The following is a 24634-nucleotide window of genomic DNA, read 5'->3' on the forward strand; positions in this document are numbered from 1 at the left end:
ATGATTTTAGCTACAAGCACAATAGGTACAGTTGTAATTACAGTAATTGCTTTTATGGTATTATTGTTATTATTAGTTGCTCTTTTACTTTTTACAAAAGAAAAATTATCTCCTTCTGGTCCTGTTACTATTACTATTAACGGAGAAAAAAAGGTTGAAGTAGGATCTGGAAGTTCTTTGCTTACAACATTAGGTAATCAAAAAATATTTTTACCATCTGCATGTGGTGGTGGTGGTACTTGTATCCAATGTGAGTGTCACGTTTTATCTGGTGGTGGAGATGCTTTACCAACAGAAACACCTCACTTCTCTAAAAAAGAACTAAACCACGGTGCGCGTTTAGCTTGCCAGGTTAAGGTAAAACAGGATATGGAAATTACCATTCCTGAAGAAGTATTTGGTATAAAAAAATGGGATGCTACGGTTGTACGTAACTACAATGTTGCATCTTTTATTAAAGAATTTGTAGTTGAGATTCCAGAGGATATGGGCTACAAAGCAGGTGGTTATATTCAGATAGAAATTCCTGAATGTGAAATTAAATATGCTGATATAGATATTACAGCTCACCCAGAAGAGCATGAAACTCCAGATAAGTTTCAGGCAGAATGGGATAAATTTAATTTATGGCCATTAACAATGAAGAACGATGAAACTGTAGAAAGAGCTTATTCTATGGCTTCTTTCCCTGCAGAAGGTCGTGAAATTATGTTAAACGTTCGTATTGCTACGCCGCCATGGGATAGAGCTAAAAACGGATGGATGGATGTGAACCCTGGTGTTGCATCATCATACATATTTGCTCAAAAACCAGGAGATAAAGTTGTTATCTCAGGACCTTACGGTGAATTCTTTATTAATGAATCTGAATCTGAAATGCTTTACGTAGGTGGTGGAGCAGGTATGGCGCCAATGCGTTCTCACTTATATCACCTATTCAAAACATTAAAAACTGGTAGAAAAGTTACTTACTGGTATGGTGGACGTTCTAAACGTGAGTTATTTTACTTAGAGCACTTCTACGAGTTAGAAAGAGAATTCCCTAACTTTAAGTTTTACTTAGCTCTTTCTGAGCCTTTACCAGAAGATAACTGGAAAGTAAAAGAGAATATAGATGCACCAGGTGATGGTTTTGTTGGATTTATTCACAATTGTGTAATAGATAATTACTTAAATCACCACGAGTCTCCAGAAGATATAGAATTGTATTTCTGTGGACCTCCATTGATGAACAAAGCTGTTCAAAAAATGGGTGAAGATTTTGGTATTCCAGATGAGCACATTAGATTTGATGACTTTGGTGGATAAGCCAATAAGCAATATAATAGTAAAGCCGATACATTTTGTATCGGCTTTTTTTATGTGCTTTTTTTAATATGTATTTTCAATTAAGTGCTTACTTTTTCACCGTTCGGTTCTTGTAATCTACCGTTTATCATAAAACTATTTTTTTTACTGCATAGCCGTTATACTTTTACAGTGTAATCAAAAAATAATAATCATTTAAATCATCAATCATGAAAAAATCAATCATCGCATGTAGTCTTTTATTAAGTGTAGTAGCAACTTCTGTAGCATCAGAAAAGAAACCACTTCCATTAAAAAAAATAGAAGTAACAACAATTAAAAATGTATCGCCATTAAGTATTGCAGTTGCAAAAGGAGACTATGATACAACTGCTAGTTTTTTAGAATACGGGGCAGATAGCAACCAAAAATCTGCTGGTTCTGGTATGACGCCAATAATGTATGCAGCAAGGTATAACAATGTTAAACTGTTAAAATTGTTAATTAGTAAAGGTGCCGATGCTACAGTAACATCTAAAATAGGATACACAGCTTTAGGGTATGCAAAATTATCTAATGCTACGGAAGCAGTAGCTTTTTTAAAGTCTTTATAGTCAATGCTAACAACTTGTTTGTAGAACGTTAAGAAGCTTTTAAGCAACACCTAATCATTGTTAAATAAAAGTTATAATGAAAATTTTCTGAAACAAAATAAAAAAATTATCGTCTATATAAATGTAGTGTCTAAACAACATTGCTTAAATCAAAAAAAAGAATCATCACATCAAAAAAAACAATTATCATGAAAAAATCAATTATCGCATTCGGAATCGTATTTAGTTTAGTTGCAACAAGTTTATCTGCAAGTAATGGTCCAGACAAGCCATTATTAAAGAGAGATTTGAAAATTGAAAAAACAACTATTAAAGGTTTAACTCCTTTGAGTATAGCTGTTGTTAAAGGTAATATTGATATGACTCAAAAATTCTTAGAGTTTGGATCAGATATTAACAAAAAGTCAGGTACAATGGGTATGACTCCTTTAATGTACGCTGCAAGATATAATAAAGTAGAATTTATGAAGCTTTTAGTGGCTAATGGAGCAGACGTTAAAGCAAAATCTAAAATAGGAGCTACAGCATTAAAATATGCAAAAGCTGCAAATGCAGACGCTGCAGTACAATATTTAAAAAGCTTATAGGGCTTAGAACTTCTTATTTAATTTAGTTAGAAAGAGATTGCTTCTTTATTGGGGCAGTCTCTTTTTTTTGTTCTAATTTTGTAATATGGGAAAACCATTAACAGAGCAAGAACTACATAACTTGGCAATGAATATTGTTGGCAAGCATTTAGAAGCTAATGGGTACGAGTTTATGGGTATTAATAGTAAGCCGAAGCGTAACCCGCAATTTGTGTGTTTAAAAGATAAAGTATTGCATTTTATTGTTGTTAGGGCTATTGCACATCCGCGTAACCCTAATGCTTATGATATCCCCTTTATGGATAAAATGAAAGAACATGCAGAAAAAATGGAGGCTACAGCATATTATGCAGGCGTTAGGCTATCTAATGCTGCCGACCCAAACTTACCAGTGTATTTAAACGAGGAATATATAGTAGATTATGATGGACTTATTAAAATATAAATTACACCTTGGCGTGTTGTTGTTTGTTGTTGTAACAATGGCTTCTTGTAAAGATAGCAATGTTGCTAAAACTGTGGAAAACCGTAATAATGGTCCTGCCTTAGGTACATCATACAGTATTATTTATTTTTCAAATAAAAAAATAGACTATAAAGAAGAAATAGATTCTGTATTTAAAGTGATTAATAAATCTATGTCTACTTATATGTCTTCGTCAGATATTTCTAAAATTAATAAAGGAGACTCTACTTTGCAGGTAGATCATATGTTTAAAGATGTTTTTAATTTGTCTAAAGAGATAAATATAAAAACAGATGGGTATTTTGATCCTACAGTTGGAACTTTGGTTAATGCTTGGGGTTTTGGTCCTGGAGAGCAAATAAAATTAGATAGTTCTAAAGTAGATAGTTTGTTAGAGTATGTAGGTTTTAATAAAGTAGAATTAACAAATAAGGGGACTATTAATAAAACTAATTCTAATATATTCTTTGATTTTAATGCCATTGCAAAAGGGTATTCTATAGATAGGCTTGCAGTAATGTTAGAGAAAAAAGGTATTACAGATTATTTAATTGAAGTTGGTGGAGAAATTTATGCTAAAGGTGAAAATTTAAGCAAGCATAAAAAATGGGTTGTAGGTATTAACGACCCGCAGATTGAAGATAGGAGTCAATACAGAGCGGCAGTAGAATTGCAAAATGTAGCTATGGCATCTTCTGGTAATTACAGACATTTTAGAGTAGACCCAGTTACAAAAGAAAAATACGTACATACCTTAAACCCTAAAACGGGTTATACAAAAAATGCTAAAGTACTAGGCGCAACAATAATAACTACTAATTGTGCTAAAGCAGACGGTTATGCAACGTCTTTTATGGCGATGGATTTAGAAGATTCTAAAAAAATTATAGAAAACGACAGTACTTTAGAAGCTTATATTATTTATTTGGATGATAAAGGAGAAACTAAAGATTATATTACAGAGGGGTTTAGGAAGTTAATTTTAAAGTAGTAATTACTTTTTAACTACAGGGATAATTTCACCTTTAGCTAAACAGTATTTTGTTACTTCTTGTGGAGATAAAGTTACAGTGTAATCTACTTCATCAACAGTAAAACCAATTTGTCTTAATTTATTAAAATAATCTCTTCCATATATACGAACATGGTCATACTGGCCAAAGATACGAGCACGCTCTTTACGGTCTGTAATAGTATCATCTTCAAAAGTGGATTCTCTATCTAAGTCTTGTGGTATCTGAAAAATTCCCCATCCGCCAGGTTTTAAAATTCTGTACATTTCTTGCATAGCTTTAGTGTCATCTGGTATGTGTTCTAAAACATGATTACAAAAAATTACATCATAGGTGTTGTCTTTAAAAGGTAAGTTGCAAATATCTGCTTTTACATCTGCTAGCGGAGATTCTAAATCTGTAGTAGTATATTCTAAATTCTTCATTTTTCTAAAACGCTTATAAAACGCTTGTTCGGGAGCAAAATGTAGAACTTTAAGCTCAGCAGAGAAAAAATCTGTTTCGTTCTGTAAATAAAGCCAAAGCAATCTGTGGCGTTCTAATGATAGAGTAGAAGGAGATAATACATTGTCTCTTTGCTTTTCATAGCCATAAGGTAAAAACTTTTTAAAGCCTTTGCTGTCTATAGGGTCTACGTATGTGTTACCGCGCATAAAAAAAGTTAGTATAGGACGCGACACATAACTTAGTTTTATTAATAATGGTCTAGGTATGGTGTTTAAAATGGTCTTAAAAAGCTTTTTCATAAATGTATTTATGTACTAAATGCTTGCTGCATATTTGTGTAGCAACTATTAAAACGTAAATATACTTTAAAAGTATGTTTTAGCTAGTTTTTATTGCTAATGCGTATAAAATACCAACGCCAATACTTAAAATCATTAAAATAATAAAGGCAAGTATAATATAACCCACGTATCTAAAAAAAGTATAAAGTGTTTGTTTAAAAGTAAGTTGGTATAATTTTATAAAAACATATAATGCATAAATTGCAGATATAAGAATAAATGCACTTGAAATTATTTCTTTTGAAAGCCCAATAAGATTAAAGAAAAAAAGTTGTAGAACAATAAGTGTATAGCCTAAATTTGCCTGTATATATGCGTTAAAAACTAAGTGCTCTGAGTAATTATGGTCTCTTTTTCTAAAAGTTAAATACGTAAGTAAGCTATAAGCAGGAATGCTAGATATTATAATTAGATTATAATAATTAGTGTAAAACTGATAAATTAAATTGATGCTTTCTAATGCTTCTTTTGGAGCTTTAGGGTTGGCATCGCCAATACCATATTTAAAACCATTAGTAAAATCTACTACTTCAGTGCTAGGAAAAATTTTATTTATAATTAAGGCTATAGTTGCGTAAACTACTAAATATGAAAATGGCTGAAAATATTTTTTACGGGCACCATTTATGTATGCTTCTAAAACCTCTTTAGGTTTTGTAAATAAGTTAAATAAGGTTTTCCAGAAGTTATTGTCCCAACTAAAAAAAGGCCCAATGAACTCTCGCCATGCGCCTTTTAATGATATTCTGTCTAAAACTATTTTTGCTCCACAATTAGAGCAGTATTTATGTGTGTCAGTAATGCCTGTATTGCACGTTTTGCAATTCATAAAATAAGATGTGTTTAGGTTTTTATTTTACCCTAAACTCATCCTCTTCATTACTCTTTATTCCTAGGGCTTCATAAATATAATCAAAAGTAGATAATAATTGTGGTTTACCATTTACAATTGCTACGTCATGCTCAAAATGTGCGCTTGGTTTGTTGTCTAAAGTTGTAATTGTCCATCCATCACTATGCTGTACAATTTTTCTTGTACCTTGGTTAATCATAGGCTCTATAGCAACCACCATGCCTTCAACAAATTTTTTACCTCTACCACGTTTACCGTAGTTTGGCATTTCTGGCCCTTCGTGCATTTTTTTACCCAATCCATGACCAACTAGTTCACGAACAACTCCGTAACCTTCTGCTTCGCAAAATTGTTGTATTGCAAAACCAACATCGCCAACTCTATTGCCAGCTTTAAACTCTTTTATACCTACGTATAAAGATTGCTTAGTAATGTCTAGTAATTTTTTAGTTTCCGCATCTACTTCACCAACCTCAAAAGTATAAGCATGGTCACCGTAATAACCGTTTTTTAATACACCACAATCTACAGATATTATTTCTCCGTTTTTTAATGGTTTATTATTAGGTATGCCGTGTACAACCTGTTGGTTGGGACTCATACATAGTGTGTTAGGAAAATCATACAATCCTAAAAAACCAGGGATACCACCATTATCTCTTATAAATTCTTCTGCAATTTTATCTAACTGCAAAGTAGTTACACCAGGCTTAATTTCTTTAGCAATTAGGCCTAGTGTTTTAGAAACCATTAATGCACTTTCGCGCATTATTTCTATTTCTTCAGGTGTTTTAATTTTTACCATAGTTTGCAAAGGTAAAACAATCTTATAAAAACAGTATTATAACGTTAAAAATCTTAAACTAAAGATTTTTGTGTCATTAACTCTGGTTGTTCTACTCCTATTAATTTTAAAATTGTAGGTGCTATATCTCCTAAAACACCGTCGTTTATTTGTTTTAATTCTTTGTCTACTAAAATTAGTGGTACAGGATTGGTTGTGTGTGCAGTGTTAGGACTACCATCTGGGTTTACCATAGTTTCACAATTACCATGATCTGCTATTACAATTGTAGTATAATCATTTTTTAAACCAGCAGTAATTACAGCTTCTGCACAACTATCTACTGTTTCACAAGCTTTTATTGCGGCTTGCATATCGCCAGTATGACCGACCATATCTGGATTAGCAAAGTTTAGGCAAACAAAATCTGCTTCTCCTTTTTCTAACTCCGGAATAATAGCGTCTCTAATATCAAAAGCACTCATTTCTGGCTGTAAGTCATAGGTAGCAACTTTTGGAGACGGACATAAAATACGTTGTTCGCCATCAAAAGGGACTTCTCTACCGCCATTAAAGAAAAACGTTACGTGTGGATATTTCTCTGTTTCAGCAATACGAATTTGTTTTTTATTAGCTTTAGATAATACCTCACCTAATGTTTCCTCAATATTTGCTTTATCATAAATAACGTGTACATTTTTATAGGCTTCGTTATAATTTGTCATTGTAACATAATATAACTTTAGTGGGTGAGTGTTGTACTCGTGAAACATTTCCTGACTTAGCATTTCTGTTAGTTCTCTACCACGGTCAGTTCTAAAGTTAAAAAAGATGACAACATCATCTTCTTGTATTTTTGTAGTTGGTACACCGTTTTCATCAGTAACAACAATAGGTTTTACAAATTCATCTGTAATATCATTGTCATAACTATCTTGTATGGCTTGTTCTACATTATTAGTTTTTGTACCAGCATTGTTAACTAATAAATCATATGCTAGTTTAACGCGTTCCCAACGTTTATCACGATCCATTGCATAGTAACGGCCAATTACACTAGCTAATTTTGTGTTTTTATCTTCACAAAAAGTAGTAATATCATGAATATAACTTTTACCACTTTTAGGATCTACGTCTCTACCATCTGTAAAAGCGTGTATATATGAGTTTTGTACACCATAACTTTCTGCAGCACTAATAAGACCTTTTAGGTGTGTGGTATGTGAGTGCACACCACCATTACTAAGTAAACCTAAAAAGTGTACAGCTTTGTTATTTTCTTTAGCATATTTAAAAGCATCTGTAATTACTTTTTCATCTTTAAGAGTATTCTCTTTAACTGCTAAATTAATTTTTGCTAAATCTTGATAAACAATACGGCCAGCACCCAAATTCATATGTCCAACTTCGCTGTTTCCCATTTGTCCTTCTGGTAATCCAACATTCATTCCGTCGGTTAACAAATTAGCGTTTGCGTATTTTGTATACAACCCATCTATAAATGGAGTATTTGCATTTTCTATGGCCGAGATTTTAGGATCTGGAGATTTTCCCCATCCATCTAAAATCATTAAAATAACTTTTTTGTTCATCGTATAAATTTTTGCTACTCAAAAATAGCACCAATTATTAAGTTTTACAGTTATCTAAGTGTCTTTTTTAAATTTTTCAGAAAGTCTTAACTATTCGTTTTTACTAAAACGATATCGTATATAAAAATGGTTGTTAAAATTATGTTATAATCAATTTTTACTGAAACATATGTGGCTAGAGGTCGTCTATTAATATATCAATACAATTCATCACAATCATCAAAAAAAGAACAATCATTATGAAAAAAACAATTTTAGTTGTAGCAGCTGCTTTTTTAGTAGCAACAAGTGTAGTAAAAGCAAATGTTAATTTAGAAGAAGAAAATTACATTGAAAAGGTAGCTAATTCAGAGGTAGTAAATACTTTTTGTATGGCAATTTTAAAGGGCGATGTAGAAACAGTACGTAAACTTATAGAGTTTGGCGAAGATGTAAATAAAAAATCTAATGGTATGACGCCTGCAATATTTGCAGCGCGATATAACAAAGTAGAAATTTTGGAAATACTAATAGCTAATGGAGCGGATCTTAGAATTAAGTGTGATAAAGGGCGTAGTGTAATGTTGCACGCAGAGTTGTCTAACGCAAAAGAAGCTATGATTTTTTTAGAAAAAATAGCTAAAGAAAAAAAGTTAGCAAGAAAAAATAAGAGAAAAAGAAAGTAGAGTTCATCCAGCAATCATCAACCAAAAAATTCCTTTGAAAAAATCAAAGGGATTTTTTTATTTTGTAATACGTTGAAATTGTTACCTAGTTAAAAGTGTAATTATTTAGAATCTAAAACCAGTAAATGCTCTATATAAAAATGCATAAACAGTTATAGATATTAGCGCAAAGCAAAAGAATGAGTATGCTTTTAATAACACAACGGCTAGTATTGGTCTGCAATTGTGAAATGCGCTTAAATAAATTTTCTTGTATTCTATTAGCCTTCCCATATAGTCCTCTTTTTTTGAATTAATATTCACAAAGCTATAATGGTTAAAAACAATAAGTTAGGTTTGGGTATTTACAAAATTAAATAAAAATAACGAGATAAAAATGCATTTCATCGAATAGTTATTTTTGATTTCTATATTTTTCTATAGCTTCTTTAATCTTTTCTATTCTGTTTTCTGGGTCTGGATGTGTACTCTGGAACTCTGGCTGTCTGTTTGGACCTGCAGCAGCCTTTAAAATTTTCATAACCGCTATCATTTCTTCAGGGTTGTAACCAGCTTGCATCATAAATAACACACCAAGTTCGTCACTTTCTAATTCATCTCCACGACCATTAGTTAGTAGTGTTTTTTGTCCAATACCATTAACAACACCACCCATGTCTGCACCTACAGATGCTCCTGTAGATAAAGTTTGCCAAAAACTGCTATCTGCGATACGTTCTGCAGAGTGTCTGCCAATAACATGTCCAATTTCGTGACCTAAAACACCTGCTAATTGTGCCTCTGTAAGTTTAGAAAATAGGGCATAGGTAATAAATATTTGTCCGCCAGGTAGTGCAAAAGCGTTTATAGTATTTTCGTCTGCTAATAAATGAAATTCGTATTTATAAGGGGTTTCTTTAGCAATACTGTTTTGTACCAGCTTGTTACCAACAGCGTCTACAAAATTTTGTAATTTTTGGTCAGGGTATAAACCTCCGTGCTGCTGCGCCATTTGTGGTGCACTTTGTAAGCCAATTGCAATTTCTTGATTGGCATCCATATTAATATTTTGTACTCTTCCTGTGTATGGGTTTTCTTCTTTATTGCTGCAACGTTGTATATATGCAAAAGCAACAATAGCAAGTCCAATAAGTATTCTTATTTTCCAGTTACCACCTCTTCTCATTATAGTTTATTCTTGGTTAGTTAAAAACCAAGATACAAAAAGAGTTACAAAAGTTCAGGATTAATATCTAAAATATTATTTACAATATAAGATTTTAAAAAGCCAGCAGTAAAATGCTCACCACCTAAAAGTTGTTGATCTTTTACTAACCTCATAATATTTTTACCTCTAAATTGTTCTAGCATAGGTTTAGAAATAGGGGCGTAGCTATAATGCCAAGGTTCATATTTAAACCCTCTACGTTTTTTATCGTTAGTATATACTAAGTAAAATCCAAAGTCGTTCGCATTTTCGTCCATCCATTTTTTAAGATCTTCAAATGGTCCGCCTGCTTCAAACTTTTTAGGAACCAAAACATCTCCGCTTGTTTTTTGATAGCCATCTATAATATCTATGTCTGTTCCCCAATGGTGTCTACTAGTACCTGGAATGGTAGAGTATTCTATAATTTTATCTATTGCATTTAGCGGTTTTAGATTTTGGTCTTCAGTATATTTTAAATATTTACGTTCCCAAATACCTTCTTGTCTGTAATAATCTCTATAGCTAGATACTATTTTTAAATCAATACCTGCGCTGTAAGCAGCTACTTTCATTTTTTTAAACGAGTCGTGAGCTTCTTTTCTAAGGTTAATGCCTTTGCCATACAAATGTATATCTGCTTGGCCCATTAATTCTTCAATGGAATAGATAACCTCTTTCTCTTGCTCTTGAGCAAAAATAAGATGTGGGGCCGTTAGTGCGGCAGCACCTATAATTCCACTTTTTAGAATAAATGATCTTCTTTGCATAACTCTTAATTTAATTTTTTAAACATAACTATATGTGGTCCTACTTTATCTATGTCAAAAATGCTGCCATCTTTTGTGTAACCGCATTTTGTATAAAAAGGAATTGCACTTTCTCTTGCGTTCATCCACAATAATAAAACGCCTTTTTCTTTTAAAATTGTTTCTGCGTAGGTAATAATTTTTTTACCAACTCCTTTTCCTTGTTGCTCGTCACTAATTGCCATTCCTCTTAATTGGTAGGCACTGGCCTCTAAAATGGTACTATTTTGCGCTTGTAATAAAGTTGCAACTCCCACGAGACCAGAATTAAGGTAAGCGCCAATATGAAGAGTAGTTTCTAAATCATCTCCAGTAAACTTACAAGAAGATATAGGTCTGTTAGCTCTTAAAATAGGTTGCCTAACGGAGTATGTTTCTTTTGCAGAAATTAATTTTAAGCAAATCTTATTTTTAGTGATCATAAAATTATAAATGTGCCACAAAAATACATATTATTGATTTTGATATCCTAAATAAATATATCCTTGATGAACAACATTTACATCTCTTAAACTTAATACATAAAAATATACTCCATCTGGTAAAGCATTAGCAGCTTTTACAATACCACTTACATTGGCGTTACCTCCAAAAGTATTATCGTAACTATTTTTATCATATACAATTCTTCCCCATCTGCTATAAATTTTTAGATTATTGTTTTTAGGAGAAAGAGCAACTTCTTCAAAATATAGATAATCATTTACACCATCATTATTAGGAGAAATAAAGTAATTGTCAAAATTAGTAGATTCAATACTTAAGCTAGAGCCAAATGTTATAATATCGTAATTATTAGGAACAAATGTGTTAGACGTTATAGATCCGGAGTTAAAATCTCCAGATATTTCTGTGTTACCTAAGTTTTCCCATATGTTTAGTGCTTTATTCCATCCCACAATGCGTAAATCATCAATAGAGTCTACAAAGTCTTCAATATTACTGTCCGTATCCCAGGTTAGTGTAATTTTAGAATTAGTATTTGCTTCTAGGTGCCAAAATTCATAAGTGCTTATGGCAGTTAAAATATCTGCAAAATTATTAGTATCAAAGGTTTTTGAAAATGTAGAAGGAGAGTTTGGGTCTTCATAAAAATAAGCACTTTTTGCAGTATTGTTACTTGTTTCAGAATCTATATAAAGAGACCTAATTTTGTTTACATCACCTATAGGAAACATAAAGTTGTTTTTGTTTGCAATGGCAGCGTAGCCATCTACTTTTGTTAAGTTGGCATCTCCATTATAAAATGCATAATTGGTAAAATCTAAATTTACATCTGTTGCTGTTCTAGGAGTAACAACATCACCTAAAATAAAATTATTGTTGTTAGTAATGCCAACAGCTACATTTAAAAATAAATCGTTGGTAACAATAATTTCCATATCATTAAAAATAGGTTTAAAGGCACCAGATATTGTTCTGGTATCGTTACCATAAAAACCTGCTAAACCTTCATTTTGGTCAAAATTACCATCGTTAACTAAGTCAATATGAAACCCCATTTGGCCATTATTAAATATTTTCATATTTCCAATATTTTGTGCCACGTTTTGTGATACAACTATGCTAGAAATGCAAAAAGCGATATAGAAAAGTATATGTTTCATTGTTATTGTATTTGTTGCCAATCGGTTCCATCACTTTGTAACCAAATTGTTTTTTGACTAATTATTAAGCTTACGTTTAAGCCTAATAAACTTTTGTAAGTACTTATGTTTGCTGTTACTCCAACACCAAAAAGTATTGGGTTTTTAATAATATAAATTCTGCCTTTACAAGTATTTGCAGCTGGTAATGTTATGTTATGAGCACCTCCCAATATTATTGTATGGTGAGTATCGTCTAACGTTAAGTCTCCTGTTGTAACGTCTATTGCTGTTGATACGGAACCTTTAACGTCTAAAGTTGAGTTAGCATCTGCTCCTGAGTAAGCTGAATCTTCAGGTAAATCAAAACCAACACCTAGGCGTTCACTTATTAGTACTTGAGTTTTTGTTGTAGTGTATCTATCCAATCTTAAAGCTTCATTATTGCCAACAGTAAAACTAAGTTCATTTGCGTTTGTTGAATACATACCTGTGTCGGTATCGTTAGTAAATCTGTATGCAGGTTCTCCTTCATTTCCATTACTATTTAAAAAACCTGCGCTTCTAATAGCCCCACTTACTTGCATTTTGTTATCGGGTGTGTTTGTTCCAATTCCTAGTCTGTTGTTAGTACTGTTCCAAAATATTTGATTATTATCTTCCTCTAGTGCTCCTGAGCTATTAGCAAATAAAATAGAGCCAGGGGTATATGTTGCTGGCAATAAATCTGTGATATCTGGAATTTTTTCCCAGAGACTTGCATTGTATAGGTATATTCTTTTTTCGGTTGTATTGTATAAAATAGAACCTTCTAATGATCCTGTTATTGCATTCATTTCTGTGGTTGTGGCCGATGTAAGCCCAAGTAATAGGTTTGCGTCTATTTGTGAATAAGATGCTATTATTGGGGCAAAAAGCATAAAATATAAAATTAGTTTTCTCATCTTCATTAAATTATTGGTTTGTACTATATAATTGTTTTATTATTTTTTAAGTTGATTAGAAATAAAATATAAGTTGCTAGCTGGGTTTATGTTTGTTCGTTTTTCTAGCGTATATAGTTTTTGTTTAATTTGAAGAATTACTTGGGGGGACTAAAAAGTAACTCGATTTTTGATTTTTTCTATAAATTGATAGTTTTAAGGGTTAAAATTTATTTTAATATTTAGGTTGATAGTTTCCTACAAATCAAGAATTACAAACATAAATTCTGAGTCAAATCTTGCTCTGTCTGTACCTCCATTGTCATTGTCACCAACAATAACATCAAATCCTGTAGAGGTTTGGTTGCTGTATGAAATTCCTGGATCGTCATTACCAGCACCATTTCTTCCTGGCTGGCTTAACTGAATAATGTAATTTGCGTCAGAAACAGTACCTGCTGGTAGGTTTACACGGTAATGTCCAACTCCAAGTTGCTTCACAACTGTAACACCAGTAGTTCCTTTTATTACAACACCAAGAGCATTAACTTTTCCAAGAGCCTTAACCATACTGCTATAAAAAGCACCACCATCTGTACCTGCTTTAACGTGATTTCCAGTATCGGCAGAAATCACATCTGCTGTTTGTGTAACAACACTCTCATTAACATAACTAATTACTCCTGTAGAATTATCTTGAGTTAAAGAAGTCACTGTTCCGCCAACTATTCCGCTAATTTGAGTGTCAACATATGTCTTTACTGCATTCTGAGTAGGAAATAAGGTAGTAGAGGGAGTTGTATCTCCTAAATCAGTTGCATCAGATTTATTTGCACTATCTTCTTTTAGAGCGATTGCTGTGTTTGCAGCCGCTTCGTTACTATCAACATCAGTTTGTACAGCTGCAATAGCAGTATTTGCTGCAGTTTCGTTAGCATCAACATCGTTTTGAACGTCTGTTATAGCTGTATTAGCTGCAGTTATGTTTGATGCATTAGTTGCAATGCTAGTTTGTAGAGCAGCATCATCATAAAAAGCACCACCATCAGCACCCGCAGTTACATCGTTATCAGCATCAGTACTTACTATTACTTGAGCAGAACCTGCTACTTGGTTATCTACATAAGTTTTTACAGCATTTTGAGTCGGGAACAAATCATCAGAAGTTCCTAATGTTACTACATCAGATTTATTAGCGCTATCTTCTTTATCATTTTGTAAAGTTGTGATTGCAGTGTTTGCAGCCGCTTCGTTATTATCAACATCAGTTTGTACTGCTGCGATAGCAGTATTTGCTGCAGTTTCGTTAGCATCGATATCAGCTTGAATAGCATTTTCAGCATTAGTAGCTCTTGTAGTTTCAGCAGTTATATTTGATGCATTAGTTGCAATACTAGTTTGTAAAGCCGCATCGTCATAAAAAGCACCACCATCAGCACCCGCAGTTACATCGTTATCAGCATCAGTACTTACTATTACTTGAGTAGAACCTGCTACTTGGTTATCGACATAAGTTTTTACAGCATTCTGAGTCGGGAATAAGTCATCAGAAGTTCCTAGTGTTACTACGTCAGATTTGTTTGCACTATTTTCTTTTAAAGCGATTGCTGTGTTTGCAGCCGCTTCGTTATTATCAACATCAGTTTGTACTGCTGCGATAGCAGTATTCGCTGCAGTTTCATTCGCATCTACATCAGCTTGAATAGCATTTTCTGCATTAGTAGCCCTTGTAGTTTCAGCAGTTATGTTTGTTGCATTAGTTGCAATGTTCGTTTGTAAAGCCGCATCGTCATAAAAAGCACCACCATCAGCACCCGCAGTCACATCGTTATCAGCATCAGTACTTACTATTACTTGTGCAGAACCTGCTACTTGGTTATCTACATAAGTTTTTACTGCATTCTGAGTCGGGAACAAATCATCAGAAGTTCCTAATGTTACTACGTCAGATTTATTAGCACTATCTTCTTTTAAAGCGATAGCTGTGTTTGCTGCTGCTTCATTGTTGTCAACATCAGTTTGTACTGCTGCAATAGCAGTATTTGCTGCAGTTTCGTTAGCATCCACATCGTTTTGTACGTTTGTTATAGCTGTATTAGCAGCAGTTATATTTGTTGCATTAGTTGCTATGTTAGTTTGTAGAGCAGCATCATCATAAAAAGCACCACCATCAGTACCTGCAGTCACATCGTTATCAGCATCAGTACTCACTATAACTTGAGCAGAACCTGCTACTTGGTTATCTACATAAGTTTTTACTGCATTTTGAGTCGGGAATAAGTCATCAGAAGTTCCTAGTGTTACTACGTCAGATTTGTTTGCACTATTTTCTTTGTCATTTTGCAAAGCAGTGATTGCTGTGTTTGCTGCAGTTATGGCAGCATCTGCATCAGCTTCATTGTTGTCAACATCAGTTTGTACAGCTGCAATAGCAGTATTTGCTGCAGTTTCATTTGCATCAACATCGTTTTGAACGTTTGTTATAGCTGTATTCGCAGCAGTAATATTTGTTGCATTAGTTGCAATGCTAGTTTGTAAAGCGGTATCGTCATAAAAAGCACCACCATCAGCACCCGCAGTCACATCGTTATCAGCATCAGTACTTACTATTACTTGAGCAGAACCTGCTACTTGGTTATCTACATAAGTTTTTACTGCATTTTGAGTGGGGAACAAATCATCTGAAGTTCCTAATGTTACTACGTCAGATTTGTTGGCACTATCTTCTTTATCATTTTGTAAAGCTGTGATTGCAGAATTCGCTGAGGTTATGGCAGCATCCGCATCAGCTTCATTGTTGTCAACATCAGTTTGTACTGCTGCAATAGCAGTATTTGCTGCAGTTTCGTTAGCATCAACATCGTTTTGAACGTTTGTTATAGCTGTATTAGCTGCTGTTATGTTTGAAGCATTAGTTGCAATGTTAGTTTGTAAAGCAGCATCGTCATAAAAAGCACCACCATCAGCACCTGCAGTCACATCGTTATCAGCATCAGTACTCACTATAACTTGAGCAGAACCTGCTACTTGGTTATCTACATATGTTTTTACCGCATTTTGAGTCGGGAATAAGTCATCAGAAGTTCCTAGTGTTACTACGTCAGATTTGTTTGCACTATTTTCTTTTAAAGCGATTGCAGTGTTTGCAGCCGCTTCGTTATTATCAACATCAGTTTGTACTGCTGCAATAGCAGTATTCGCTGCAGTTTCATTCGCATCTACATCAGCTTGAATAGCATTTTCTGCATTAGTAGCCCTTGTAGTTTCAGCAGTTATGTTTGTTGCATTAGTTGCAATGTTCGTTTGTAAAGCAGCATCGTCATAAAAAGCACCACCATCAGCACCCGCAGTCACATCGTTATCAGCATCAGTACTTACTATTACTTGTGCAGAACCTGCTACTTGGTTATCTACATAAGTTTTTACTGCATTCTGAGTCGGGAACAAATCATCAGAAGTTCCTAGTGTTACTGCGTCAGATTTATTAGCGCTATCTTCTTTGTCATTTTGCAAAGCAGTGATTGCTGTGTTTGCTGCAGTTATGGCAGCATCTGCATCAGCTTCATTGTTGTCAACATCAGTTTGTACTGCTGCAATAGCAGTATTTGCTGCAGTTTCGTTAGCATCAACATCGTTTTGTACGTTAGTTATAGCTGTATTCGCAGCGGTTATATTTGTTGCATTAGTTGCAATATTAGTTTGTAAAGCGGCATCATCATAAAAAGCACCACCATCAGCACCCGCAGTCACATCATTATCAGCATCAGTACTTACTATTACTTGAGCAGAACCTGCTACTTGGTTATCTACATATGTTTTTACAGCATTCTGAGTCGGGAACAAATCATCAGAAGTTCCTAGTGTTACTACGTCAGATTTGTTTGCACTATCTTCTTTTAGAGCGATAGCTGTGTTTGCAGCCGCTTCGTTATTATCAACATCAGTTTGTACTGCAGCAATAGCAGTATTTGCTGCAGTTTCATTCGCATCAACATCGTTTTGAACGTTTGTTATAGCTGTATTAGCTGCAGTTATGTTTGTTGCATTAGTTGTAATGCTAGTTTGTAAAGCCGCATCATCATAAAAAGCACCACCATCAGCACCTGCAGTCACATCATTATCAGCATCAGTACTCACAATAATTTGAGTAGAACCTGCTACTTGATTATCGACATAAGTTTTTACTGCATTTTGAGTCGGGAATAAGTCATCTGAAGTTCCTAGAGTTACTACATCAGATTTGTTAGCACTATCTTCTTTTAAAGCGATTGCTGTGTTTGCAGCCGCTTCGTTATTATCAACATCAGTTTGTACTGCAGCAATAGCAGTATTTGCTGCAGTTTCATTCGCATCAACATCGTTTTGAACGTCTGTTATAGCTGTATTCGCAGCAGTTATGTTTGTTGCATTAGTAGCAATGTTCGTTTGTAAAGCAGCATCGTCATAAAACGCACCACCATCAGCACCTGCAGTCACATCGTTATCAGCATCAGTACTTACTATAACTTGAGCAGAACCTGCTACTTGGTTGTCTACATATGTTTTTACAGCATTCTGAGTCGGGAATAAATCATCTGAAGTTCCTAATGTTACTGCGTCAGATTTGTTAGCACTATTTTCTTTTAAAGCGATTGCTGTGTTTGCAGCCGCTTCATTGTTGTCAACATCAGTTTGTACTGCTGCAATAGAAGTATTTGCTGCAGTTTCGTTCGCATCAACATCGTTTTGTACGTTTGTTATAGCTGTATTAGCTGCTGTTATGTTTGTTGCATTAGTTGCAATATTAGTTTGTAAAGCGGCATCATCATAAAAAGCACCACCATCAGCACCCGCAGTCACATCATTATCAGCATCAGTACTCACAATAACTTGAGCAGAACCTGCTACTTGGTTATCTACATAAGTTTTTACAGCATTTTGAGTAGGGAACAAATCATCAGAAGTTCCTAGAGTTACTGCGTCAGATTTGTTAGCGCTATCTTCTTTTAAAGCGATAGCAGTATTCGCCGCAGTTTCATTCGCATCTACATCAGCTTGAATAGCATTTTCTGCATTAGTAGCCCTTGTAGTTTCAGCAGTAATATTTGTTGCATTAGTTGCAATGCTAGTTTGTAGAGCAGCATCGTCATAAAACGCACCACCATCAGCCCCCGCAGTTACATCGTTATCAGTATCAGTACTTACTATAACTTGAGCAGAACCTGCTACTTGATTATCTACATAAGTTTTTACAGCATTTTGAGTCGGGAACAAATCATCAGAAGTTCCCAATGTTACTACATCAGATTTGTTTGCACTATTTTCTTTGTCATTTTGCAAAGCAGTGATTGCTGTGTTTGCTGCATTTATGGCGGCATCTGCATCAGCTTCATTGTTGTCAACATCAGTTTGTACAGCTGCAATAGCAGTATTTGCTGCAGTTTCGTTAGCATCCACATCGTTTTGAACGTTTGTTATAGCTGTATTCGCAGCAGTTATGTTTGTTGCATTAGTTGCAATGCTAGTTTGTAAAGCCGCATCATCATAAAAAGCACCACCATCGGCACCTGCAGTCACATTATTATCAGCATCAGTACTTACTATTACTTGAGCAGAACCTGCTACTTGGTTATCTACATATGTTTTTACAGCATTCTGAGTAGGGAACAAGTCATCAGAAGTTCCTAATGTTACTACATCAGATTTGTTTGCACTATTTTCTTTGTCATTTTGTAAAGCTGTGATTGCTGTGTTTGCAGCCGCTTCGTTATTATCAACATCAGTTTGTACCGCAGCAATAGCAGTATTTGCTGCGGTTTCGTTAGCATCAACATCGTTTTGAGCGTCTGTTATAGCTGTATTCGCAGCAGTTATGTTTGTTGCGTTAGTTGCAATGTTAGTTTGTAAAGCAGCATCGTCATAAAAAGCACCACCATCAGCACCCGCAGTCACATCGTTATCAGCATCAGTACTTACTATTACTTGAGCAGAACCCGCTACTTGGTTATCTACATAAGTTTTTACAGCATTCTGAGTCGGGAACAAGTCATCTGAAGTTCCCAATGTTACTGCATCAGATTTGTTTGCACTATCTTCTTTTAGAGTGATTGCAGTGTTTGCAGCCGCTTCATTATTGTCAACATCAGTTTGTACTGCTGCGATAGCAGTATTCGCTGCAGTTTCATTTGCATCAACATCGTCTTGAACGTTTGTTATAGCTGTATTAGCTGTTGTTATGTTTGATGCATTAGTTGCAATGTTAGTTTGTAAAGCAGCATCGTCATAAAAAGCACCACCATCAGCACCCGCAGTCACATCGTTATCAGCATCAGTACTTACTATTACTTGTGTAGAACCTGCTACTTGATTATCAACATAAGTTTTTACTGCGTTTTGAGTGGGGAACAAATCATTTGAAGTTCCTAATGTTACTACGTCAGATTTGTTAGCGCTGTTTTCTTTGTCATTTTGCAAAGCAGTGATTGCTGTGTTTGCTGCAGCTTCATTGTTGTCAACATCAGTTTGTACTGCATTAATTGCCGCAGTAGTAGTTGTATTATTTGTTGTTAACTCTGCTTCAGTAACAAACGTAGCGTCTAAATCTTGAGATAACGTTCCGTCTGCATCTGTAATTTCTAAAGCTGTACCGTTTAAACTAAAGTCAGTATTTAATTCGTTTGTATCATCCGCATCAGCATCATTAACATTTATAGTAACAGAACCGCCGTTTTCTAAAGTTAAACTACCAGGATTGCCATCTGTAGTTAGATTTTGATTATCTGTACCATCAAAATTAATGGAAGTTCCGTCACCGTTTACAAAGCTAAATGTACCATCTCCGTTGTCTGATAGTTGTGCTTTTGTAATAACAACAGTAATATTGTTTTCGTTTGTGTATGAAAACGTACCGTCATTATTATCAAAAATAACGGTGTTAGTTTGGTTAAAAGAACTTGTGTTGCATAAAGATTGCCACAAAATACCATTGTATTGAAACATACAACCTTCATCTGTGTTATACACCATAGCGCCAGTTAGGGGAGTAATGGCATTCATTTGAGTATTTGTAACTCTAGTTAAAATTAACACCTTATCTGTACTTTCTAACTCTAAAATAGAAGCAGAATCTATTGTGTTTATATCATTACCTATTTTTACTTGCCCAAAAGAGTATTGAGCCATAGCAAAAAAACTGATTAATAATAATTTGTTGATTTTCATTTGTTTATATATGGGTTAGCATTTGTAAATTAATAAATTAATGGAAAATTGTAGAAATTATGTTGTAAAACATAGTTTATTGTATGTGTTACGACTTTTTTGTAGGCTTTATGTGCTTATGTAAGTCTGTAAAGCCTTTGTTTTAAGTAGTTTTAGTGTTTGTCTATTATAAAAATACAAAAATAAGATTTGAATTTACGTATTCAATTAAAAGTAAATTCTTACAATTGTGTTAAAGCTAAAAATAACCATTGTTATTCTACTACTTTATTTGCTGCTTATAAACCAATTTATGGCATAAAAAAAGCAGGCTAAAAAGCCTGCTTGTATATAAAATAATGATGATTTGTTAACTTACATAGTACTAATTTCCTGTGCCGGTTAAGTACAAAAATCCTTGGTACTCTAGCTGTAAATCATCTAAAAATACAAGGTAAAAATAAACACCACTTGGTAGACCTTCGTTTCTTTTGTATACGTTATTGTTTATGTTAGAGTAGCCATTAAACTCATTAGTGTAATTGTCTTTTTCAAAAACTTGAAGTCCGTTTCGGTCGTAAATACGAAGCCTATTATTTGGAGATTGTTCTAATTCTGGAATTACAAGAAAATCGTTTACACCATCGCCATTATTACTTACGTAGTAATTTTCTAGGTCTAATAACTCTGTTGGTATGGCCATTTTAGCCAAAGTAATAACTTCGTAATTGTTAGGAACAAAAGTCTCAGAGGTTACTGCTCCTTGATTTATGTCGCCAATTGGATCTACACTACCTAAGTTTACCCATCTTCTTTGTGTTCTGTGCCAACCCGCAATACCTATTTGGTAATACTCATCTACAAGGCTACCAATATCGCTACGGTTGTTCCAAGAAATACTTACGGTTGATGGTAAACTACTGTCTATATCCCAAAACTCTGTTGTGCTCACGGCTCTAACTTCTTTTTCTTTACTATTGGTATTAAAACTGGTAGCAAAGGTTGATGGCAAGTTGGGATCTTCAAAAAAGTAAGCACATTTAGCAGTGGCATTTTCGCTTTGCGACTGTAATGTTAATGGTCTAATGTAACCAGAATCACCTACGGTAAAAAAGAAATTTTGTTTTTGTTCTACCATCATATACCCATCTACTTTAGACAGGTTGGACTCGCCAACCGTAAAAGCATTTGGCAATAGTTTAATGTTTTCTAACGGATTATTACGGTAGGTTACAAAGTCGCCATCTACTAAATTTAAAGCATTAGTTACTGTAATAGAAGTCTCTAGAATAGCAGAACTAAAAGGTTTAAAAATTTCTACATCATAAAAAACAGGAATAAAAGCACCAGTAACACTTGTGGTAACCTGACCGTAAAACCCTGCTGTACCCAAATTTTGGTCAAACGTAGCATCGTTAATAAGGTTAGTGTGTAGACCAAGCGTACCCGTATCATGTATGCGCATGCTACCGTTGTTGTACATAGCATTTTGTGCTACGGCAACAGAACTACAACATAAAAATATGTAAAGTAAGTTTTTCATAGTTTAAAAATCTGATACAGTAAAGAACCATTCTGTAACTTCAACATTTGCTGAACTATTATTTTTTGTTTGAACAGTAAAACCATTAACTGTTTGGGTAGTAACATATATACTATAATCACCAACTACAGTTAAATTTATTATATAATTAGCATCAGGCATTGGATTAGTAAAGTTCACAGTACTTGTGCCTAAAGAACCTGATATCGTAGCTCCATTGACTTTTATTGCATTAGCTCCATTAGCTTTTCCCATAACAAATGTTGTTGGGTTTTTCCATTCGGTTCCTGTAGCAGTTGAGGTTAAAACCTGTCCTGCTGTACCTACTGAGTTGTTAATATCTTCAATTGTGCCTTCTAGTTTTAATTTTTCACGAACAGTAACGGTAGTGTTGCTTGATGTTTCATCAATATTGAGGGCCTCAATGCTGCCAACAGAAAAACCAATTTCATCAGCGGCAGGGTTAGAAATACCTGTGTCTAAATCTTCAGCGAATCGATAAGCAGGTGTAGTAGTGCTACCGTTACTAGGAGCTTGGTAGCCAGTTGCTCGTATAACGCCATCAACTCTCAATTTGTTTGTTCCTGGTGCATTAGTCCCTATTACCATACTACCAGGGCCACTAAAGAATAAATCATTTCCATTTAAATCATAAGTTCTGTCTTCTCCTGTTGGCTGTGTCAAATCTGTAGTGGATAAATTTCCTAATGCAGCAACTTGCGCATCTACATATGTTTTAACAGCATTTTGGGTAGGGTATAATGCAGTAGAAGGTGAAGCAGCTCCTAAATCAGTTGCATCAGATTTGTTACTTAAATTTTCTTTATCATTCTGTAAAGCAGTAATATCTGTGTCATTGCTTGTAATGTTAGTAGTATTTGCATTCTCAGCATTAGTTGCTCTTGTAGTTTCGGCAGTTATTGCCGTTGTGTTAGTCGCAATGTTTGTTTGTAAGGCAGCATCATCATAAAAAGCACCACCATCAGCACCAGCAGTAACATCGTTGTCAGCATCAGTACTTACAATTACTTGATCAGAGGCTGCAACTTGTGTGTCTACATAAGTTTTTACAGCAAGTTCGGTAGGGAACTTTGTATTTGTACCATCCGCTAAAGTTACATCTGTAGACTTATTAGCAGTGTCTTCTTTTGTGGCTAAAGCAGTAGCTCCTGCAGCAACTTGTGTGTCTACATACGTTTTTACAGCAAGTTCAGTAGGGAACTTAGTGTTAGTCGCGTCAGCTAAGTTTACATCTGTAGATTTATTTGCGGTATCTTCTTTATCACTCTCTAAATCAGAAATATCTGTATCGTTATTAGTAATGTTACTTGTGTTAGTCGCAATGTTTGTTTGTAAGGCAGCATCATCATAAAAAGCACCACCATCAGCACCAGCAGTAACATCGTTTTCAGCATCAGTACTTACAATTACTTGGTCAGAGGCTGCAACTTGTGTGTCTACATACGTTTTTACAGCAAGTTCCGTTGGGAAGTTGGTGTTAGTAGCATCTGCTAAAGTTACATCTGTAGACTTATTTGCGGTATCTTCTTTTAGAGCGATTGCTGTATTTGCTGCCGTTTCGTTAGCATCTACATCATTCTGTACAGCTAAAATTGCAGCATCAGCATCAGCTTCATTAGTATCAACATCAGATTGTATATTATTTTCGGCAGTAGTAGCTCTTAAAACTTCCGCAGCTAAGGCAGCATTTGCAACTACTCCTGCGGCAGCAATTTCATTGTCTACATACAATTTAGTAGCAGCATCATCATCTAAGGTTGGGTTTGCAAGACTATTTATTTGAAAGCCCCCTAAAGAAACATCTGTTGTAGCATCACCAAATCCGCTTAAAGGAATATTTGTTTTATCTAATTTCGCATTCGTAATTCCACCATCGGTAACCACAATACTTGTGGCATTTAAAGTTGTGCCAATTCCTCCGGTTACTGTTATAGATGCATCATCTGCAGTTAAATCTTGTCCTGCAATATTGGTAGCATCTAAAGTTCCCCATTCTACATTGGTACCTGTAGCATTTGTTTTTAAAACTTGGCTTGGTGTTGTGCTTGGTTGTATTTTTACGGGTGTAACCGACTCGTCTATAAGATTATTTGTATTTACACTTGTATCTCCTAACTCATCTACACCAATAGCATCATCTGCAATTTTAGTTCTGCCAATTGTTTTGTTTAGTATAGAGTTTCCGTGTACTTGATCTACTTCAATATTAACCGTATTTCCATCATCTGTTATTTTTATTCCGCTAGAAAAAGTAGCTCCAAAACTACCTGTATGATTGCTTGTAAAGGCAGGAGTCTCAAACGTAATATCATCACCAGCCGCATTTGTAAAGGTGTAGGTGTCATCACCATTATCAACTAAATTAATATCTGCAGCATTTTCTGCTTCACATAAGTTAATCCATTCTGTCCCGTTAAAATAATGCAAACAACTGGTATCTGTATTGTAAATTACAGCACCGTTAAGTGGTGTAATGGCTTCCATTTGCAGGGTAGAAAGTCTAGTTACTACTAAAGCTTTACTAGTGCTTTCTAATTCTAAAACCGAATTAAAATGTAGGTTTTGAGGGTTTTCGCCAATTTTTACTTGCGCTTGTGTGCTAGTAAAGAGACAGATACTAAAAAGTAATCCGAAAACTAATTTTTTCATATAGTAGGAGTGTTTTAAAAATGCAATTACGCATTGCAAACAAAAATATAGTAAAGATATGTTAACACCTAAAACAGTGGTTAAAAGAC

Annotated in this window: 19 protein-coding genes; 6 read left to right on the forward strand and 13 right to left on the reverse strand. The window is 34.4% G+C overall.

From position 1 onward, the window contains the following. From nqrF to AX016_RS07625, 5 genes are all read left to right on the forward strand, one after another. Positions 1-1308, forward strand: a complete 1308-nt coding sequence (gene nqrF, locus AX016_RS07605) for an NADH:ubiquinone reductase (Na(+)-transporting) subunit F (protein ID WP_100895041.1) — start codon at positions 1-3, stop codon at positions 1306-1308. Between the two features lie 209 nt (positions 1309-1517). Continuing rightward, positions 1518-1901 (forward strand): ankyrin repeat domain-containing protein, encoded by a 384-nt coding sequence (locus AX016_RS07610; protein WP_100895042.1) that lies wholly within the window; start codon positions 1518-1520, stop codon positions 1899-1901. 188 nt (positions 1902-2089) lie between these two features. Then, positions 2090-2488, forward strand: a complete 399-nt coding sequence (locus tag AX016_RS07615) for an ankyrin repeat domain-containing protein (protein WP_100895043.1) — start codon at positions 2090-2092, stop codon at positions 2486-2488. A gap of 85 nt (positions 2489-2573) precedes the next feature. Continuing rightward, entirely contained in the window at positions 2574-2933 is a 360-nt protein-coding gene (locus AX016_RS07620) for a Na(+)-translocating NADH-quinone reductase subunit F (RefSeq protein ID WP_100895044.1), read from the forward strand. After that, positions 2911-3945 (forward strand): FAD:protein FMN transferase, encoded by a 1035-nt coding sequence (locus AX016_RS07625; RefSeq protein ID WP_100895045.1) that lies wholly within the window; start codon positions 2911-2913, stop codon positions 3943-3945. The genes AX016_RS07620 and AX016_RS07625 overlap by 23 nt, the downstream gene beginning before the upstream one ends. 3 nt (positions 3946-3948) lie before the next feature. On the opposite strand, the gene AX016_RS07630 is transcribed toward AX016_RS07625, so the two are convergent. The 4 genes from AX016_RS07630 to gpmI all read right to left on the reverse strand — a co-directional run bounded on the left by AX016_RS07630 (position 3949) and on the right by gpmI (position 7984). Further along, positions 3949-4713 (reverse strand): class I SAM-dependent methyltransferase, encoded by a 765-nt coding sequence (locus tag AX016_RS07630; RefSeq protein WP_100895046.1) that lies wholly within the window; start codon positions 4711-4713, stop codon positions 3949-3951. 79 nt (positions 4714-4792) lie between these two features. Further along, positions 4793-5584, reverse strand: coding sequence for a DUF3667 domain-containing protein (locus AX016_RS07635; RefSeq protein ID WP_100895047.1), 792 nt, complete (start codon positions 5582-5584; stop codon positions 4793-4795). Positions 5585-5606: 22 nt separating this feature from the next. Next, positions 5607-6413, reverse strand: coding sequence for a type I methionyl aminopeptidase (map, locus tag AX016_RS07640; protein WP_100895048.1), 807 nt, complete (start codon positions 6411-6413; stop codon positions 5607-5609). Between the two features lie 53 nt (positions 6414-6466). Beyond that, positions 6467-7984: a 2,3-bisphosphoglycerate-independent phosphoglycerate mutase gene (gene gpmI / locus AX016_RS07645; protein ID WP_100895049.1), complete on the reverse strand. Its 1518-nt coding sequence runs from the start codon at positions 7982-7984 to the stop codon at positions 6467-6469. Positions 7985-8223: 239 nt separating this feature from the next. Here gpmI and AX016_RS07650 point away from each other — a divergent pair, with 239 nt between their 5' ends. Continuing rightward, complete coding sequence (locus AX016_RS07650; protein WP_100895050.1) at positions 8224-8649, forward strand: ankyrin repeat domain-containing protein; 426 nt, start codon at positions 8224-8226, stop codon at positions 8647-8649. Positions 8650-8754: 105 nt separating this feature from the next. On the opposite strand, the gene AX016_RS17430 is transcribed toward AX016_RS07650, so the two are convergent. From AX016_RS17430 to AX016_RS07690, 9 genes are all read right to left on the reverse strand, one after another. Then, on the reverse strand, positions 8755-8922 hold the full coding sequence (locus AX016_RS17430) for a DUF6747 family protein (RefSeq protein WP_330400387.1): 168 nt from the start codon (positions 8920-8922) through the stop codon (positions 8755-8757). Positions 8923-9043: 121 nt separating this feature from the next. Beyond that, positions 9044-9814: a M48 family metalloprotease gene (locus AX016_RS07655; protein WP_100895051.1), complete on the reverse strand. Its 771-nt coding sequence runs from the start codon at positions 9812-9814 to the stop codon at positions 9044-9046. Positions 9815-9858: 44 nt separating this feature from the next. Continuing rightward, positions 9859-10605, reverse strand: a complete 747-nt coding sequence (locus tag AX016_RS07660) for a M15 family metallopeptidase (RefSeq protein ID WP_100895052.1) — start codon at positions 10603-10605, stop codon at positions 9859-9861. Positions 10606-10610: 5 nt separating this feature from the next. Next, entirely contained in the window at positions 10611-11066 is a 456-nt protein-coding gene (locus AX016_RS07665) for a GNAT family N-acetyltransferase (RefSeq protein WP_100895053.1), read from the reverse strand. A gap of 30 nt (positions 11067-11096) precedes the next feature. Then, complete coding sequence (locus AX016_RS07670; protein WP_232732606.1) at positions 11097-12170, reverse strand: gliding motility-associated C-terminal domain-containing protein; 1074 nt, start codon at positions 12168-12170, stop codon at positions 11097-11099. Positions 12171-12253: 83 nt separating this feature from the next. Next, positions 12254-13180, reverse strand: a complete 927-nt coding sequence (locus AX016_RS07675) for a hypothetical protein (protein WP_157811110.1) — start codon at positions 13178-13180, stop codon at positions 12254-12256. Between the two features lie 231 nt (positions 13181-13411). Then, positions 13412-20353, reverse strand: a complete 6942-nt coding sequence (locus AX016_RS07680; protein WP_157811111.1) for a hypothetical protein — start codon at positions 20351-20353, stop codon at positions 13412-13414. Between the two features lie 364 nt (positions 20354-20717). Beyond that, on the reverse strand, positions 20718-21875 hold the full coding sequence (locus AX016_RS07685; protein ID WP_100895056.1) for a gliding motility-associated C-terminal domain-containing protein: 1158 nt from the start codon (positions 21873-21875) through the stop codon (positions 20718-20720). 3 nt (positions 21876-21878) lie between these two features. Beyond that, entirely contained in the window at positions 21879-24545 is a 2667-nt protein-coding gene (locus tag AX016_RS07690) for a beta strand repeat-containing protein (RefSeq protein ID WP_100895057.1), read from the reverse strand. Between the last annotated feature and the right edge of the window lie 89 nt (positions 24546-24634).

It is taken from the genome of Cellulophaga sp. RHA19, assembly GCF_002813425.1.
Lineage (GTDB): Bacteria > Bacteroidota > Bacteroidia > Flavobacteriales > Flavobacteriaceae > Cellulophaga.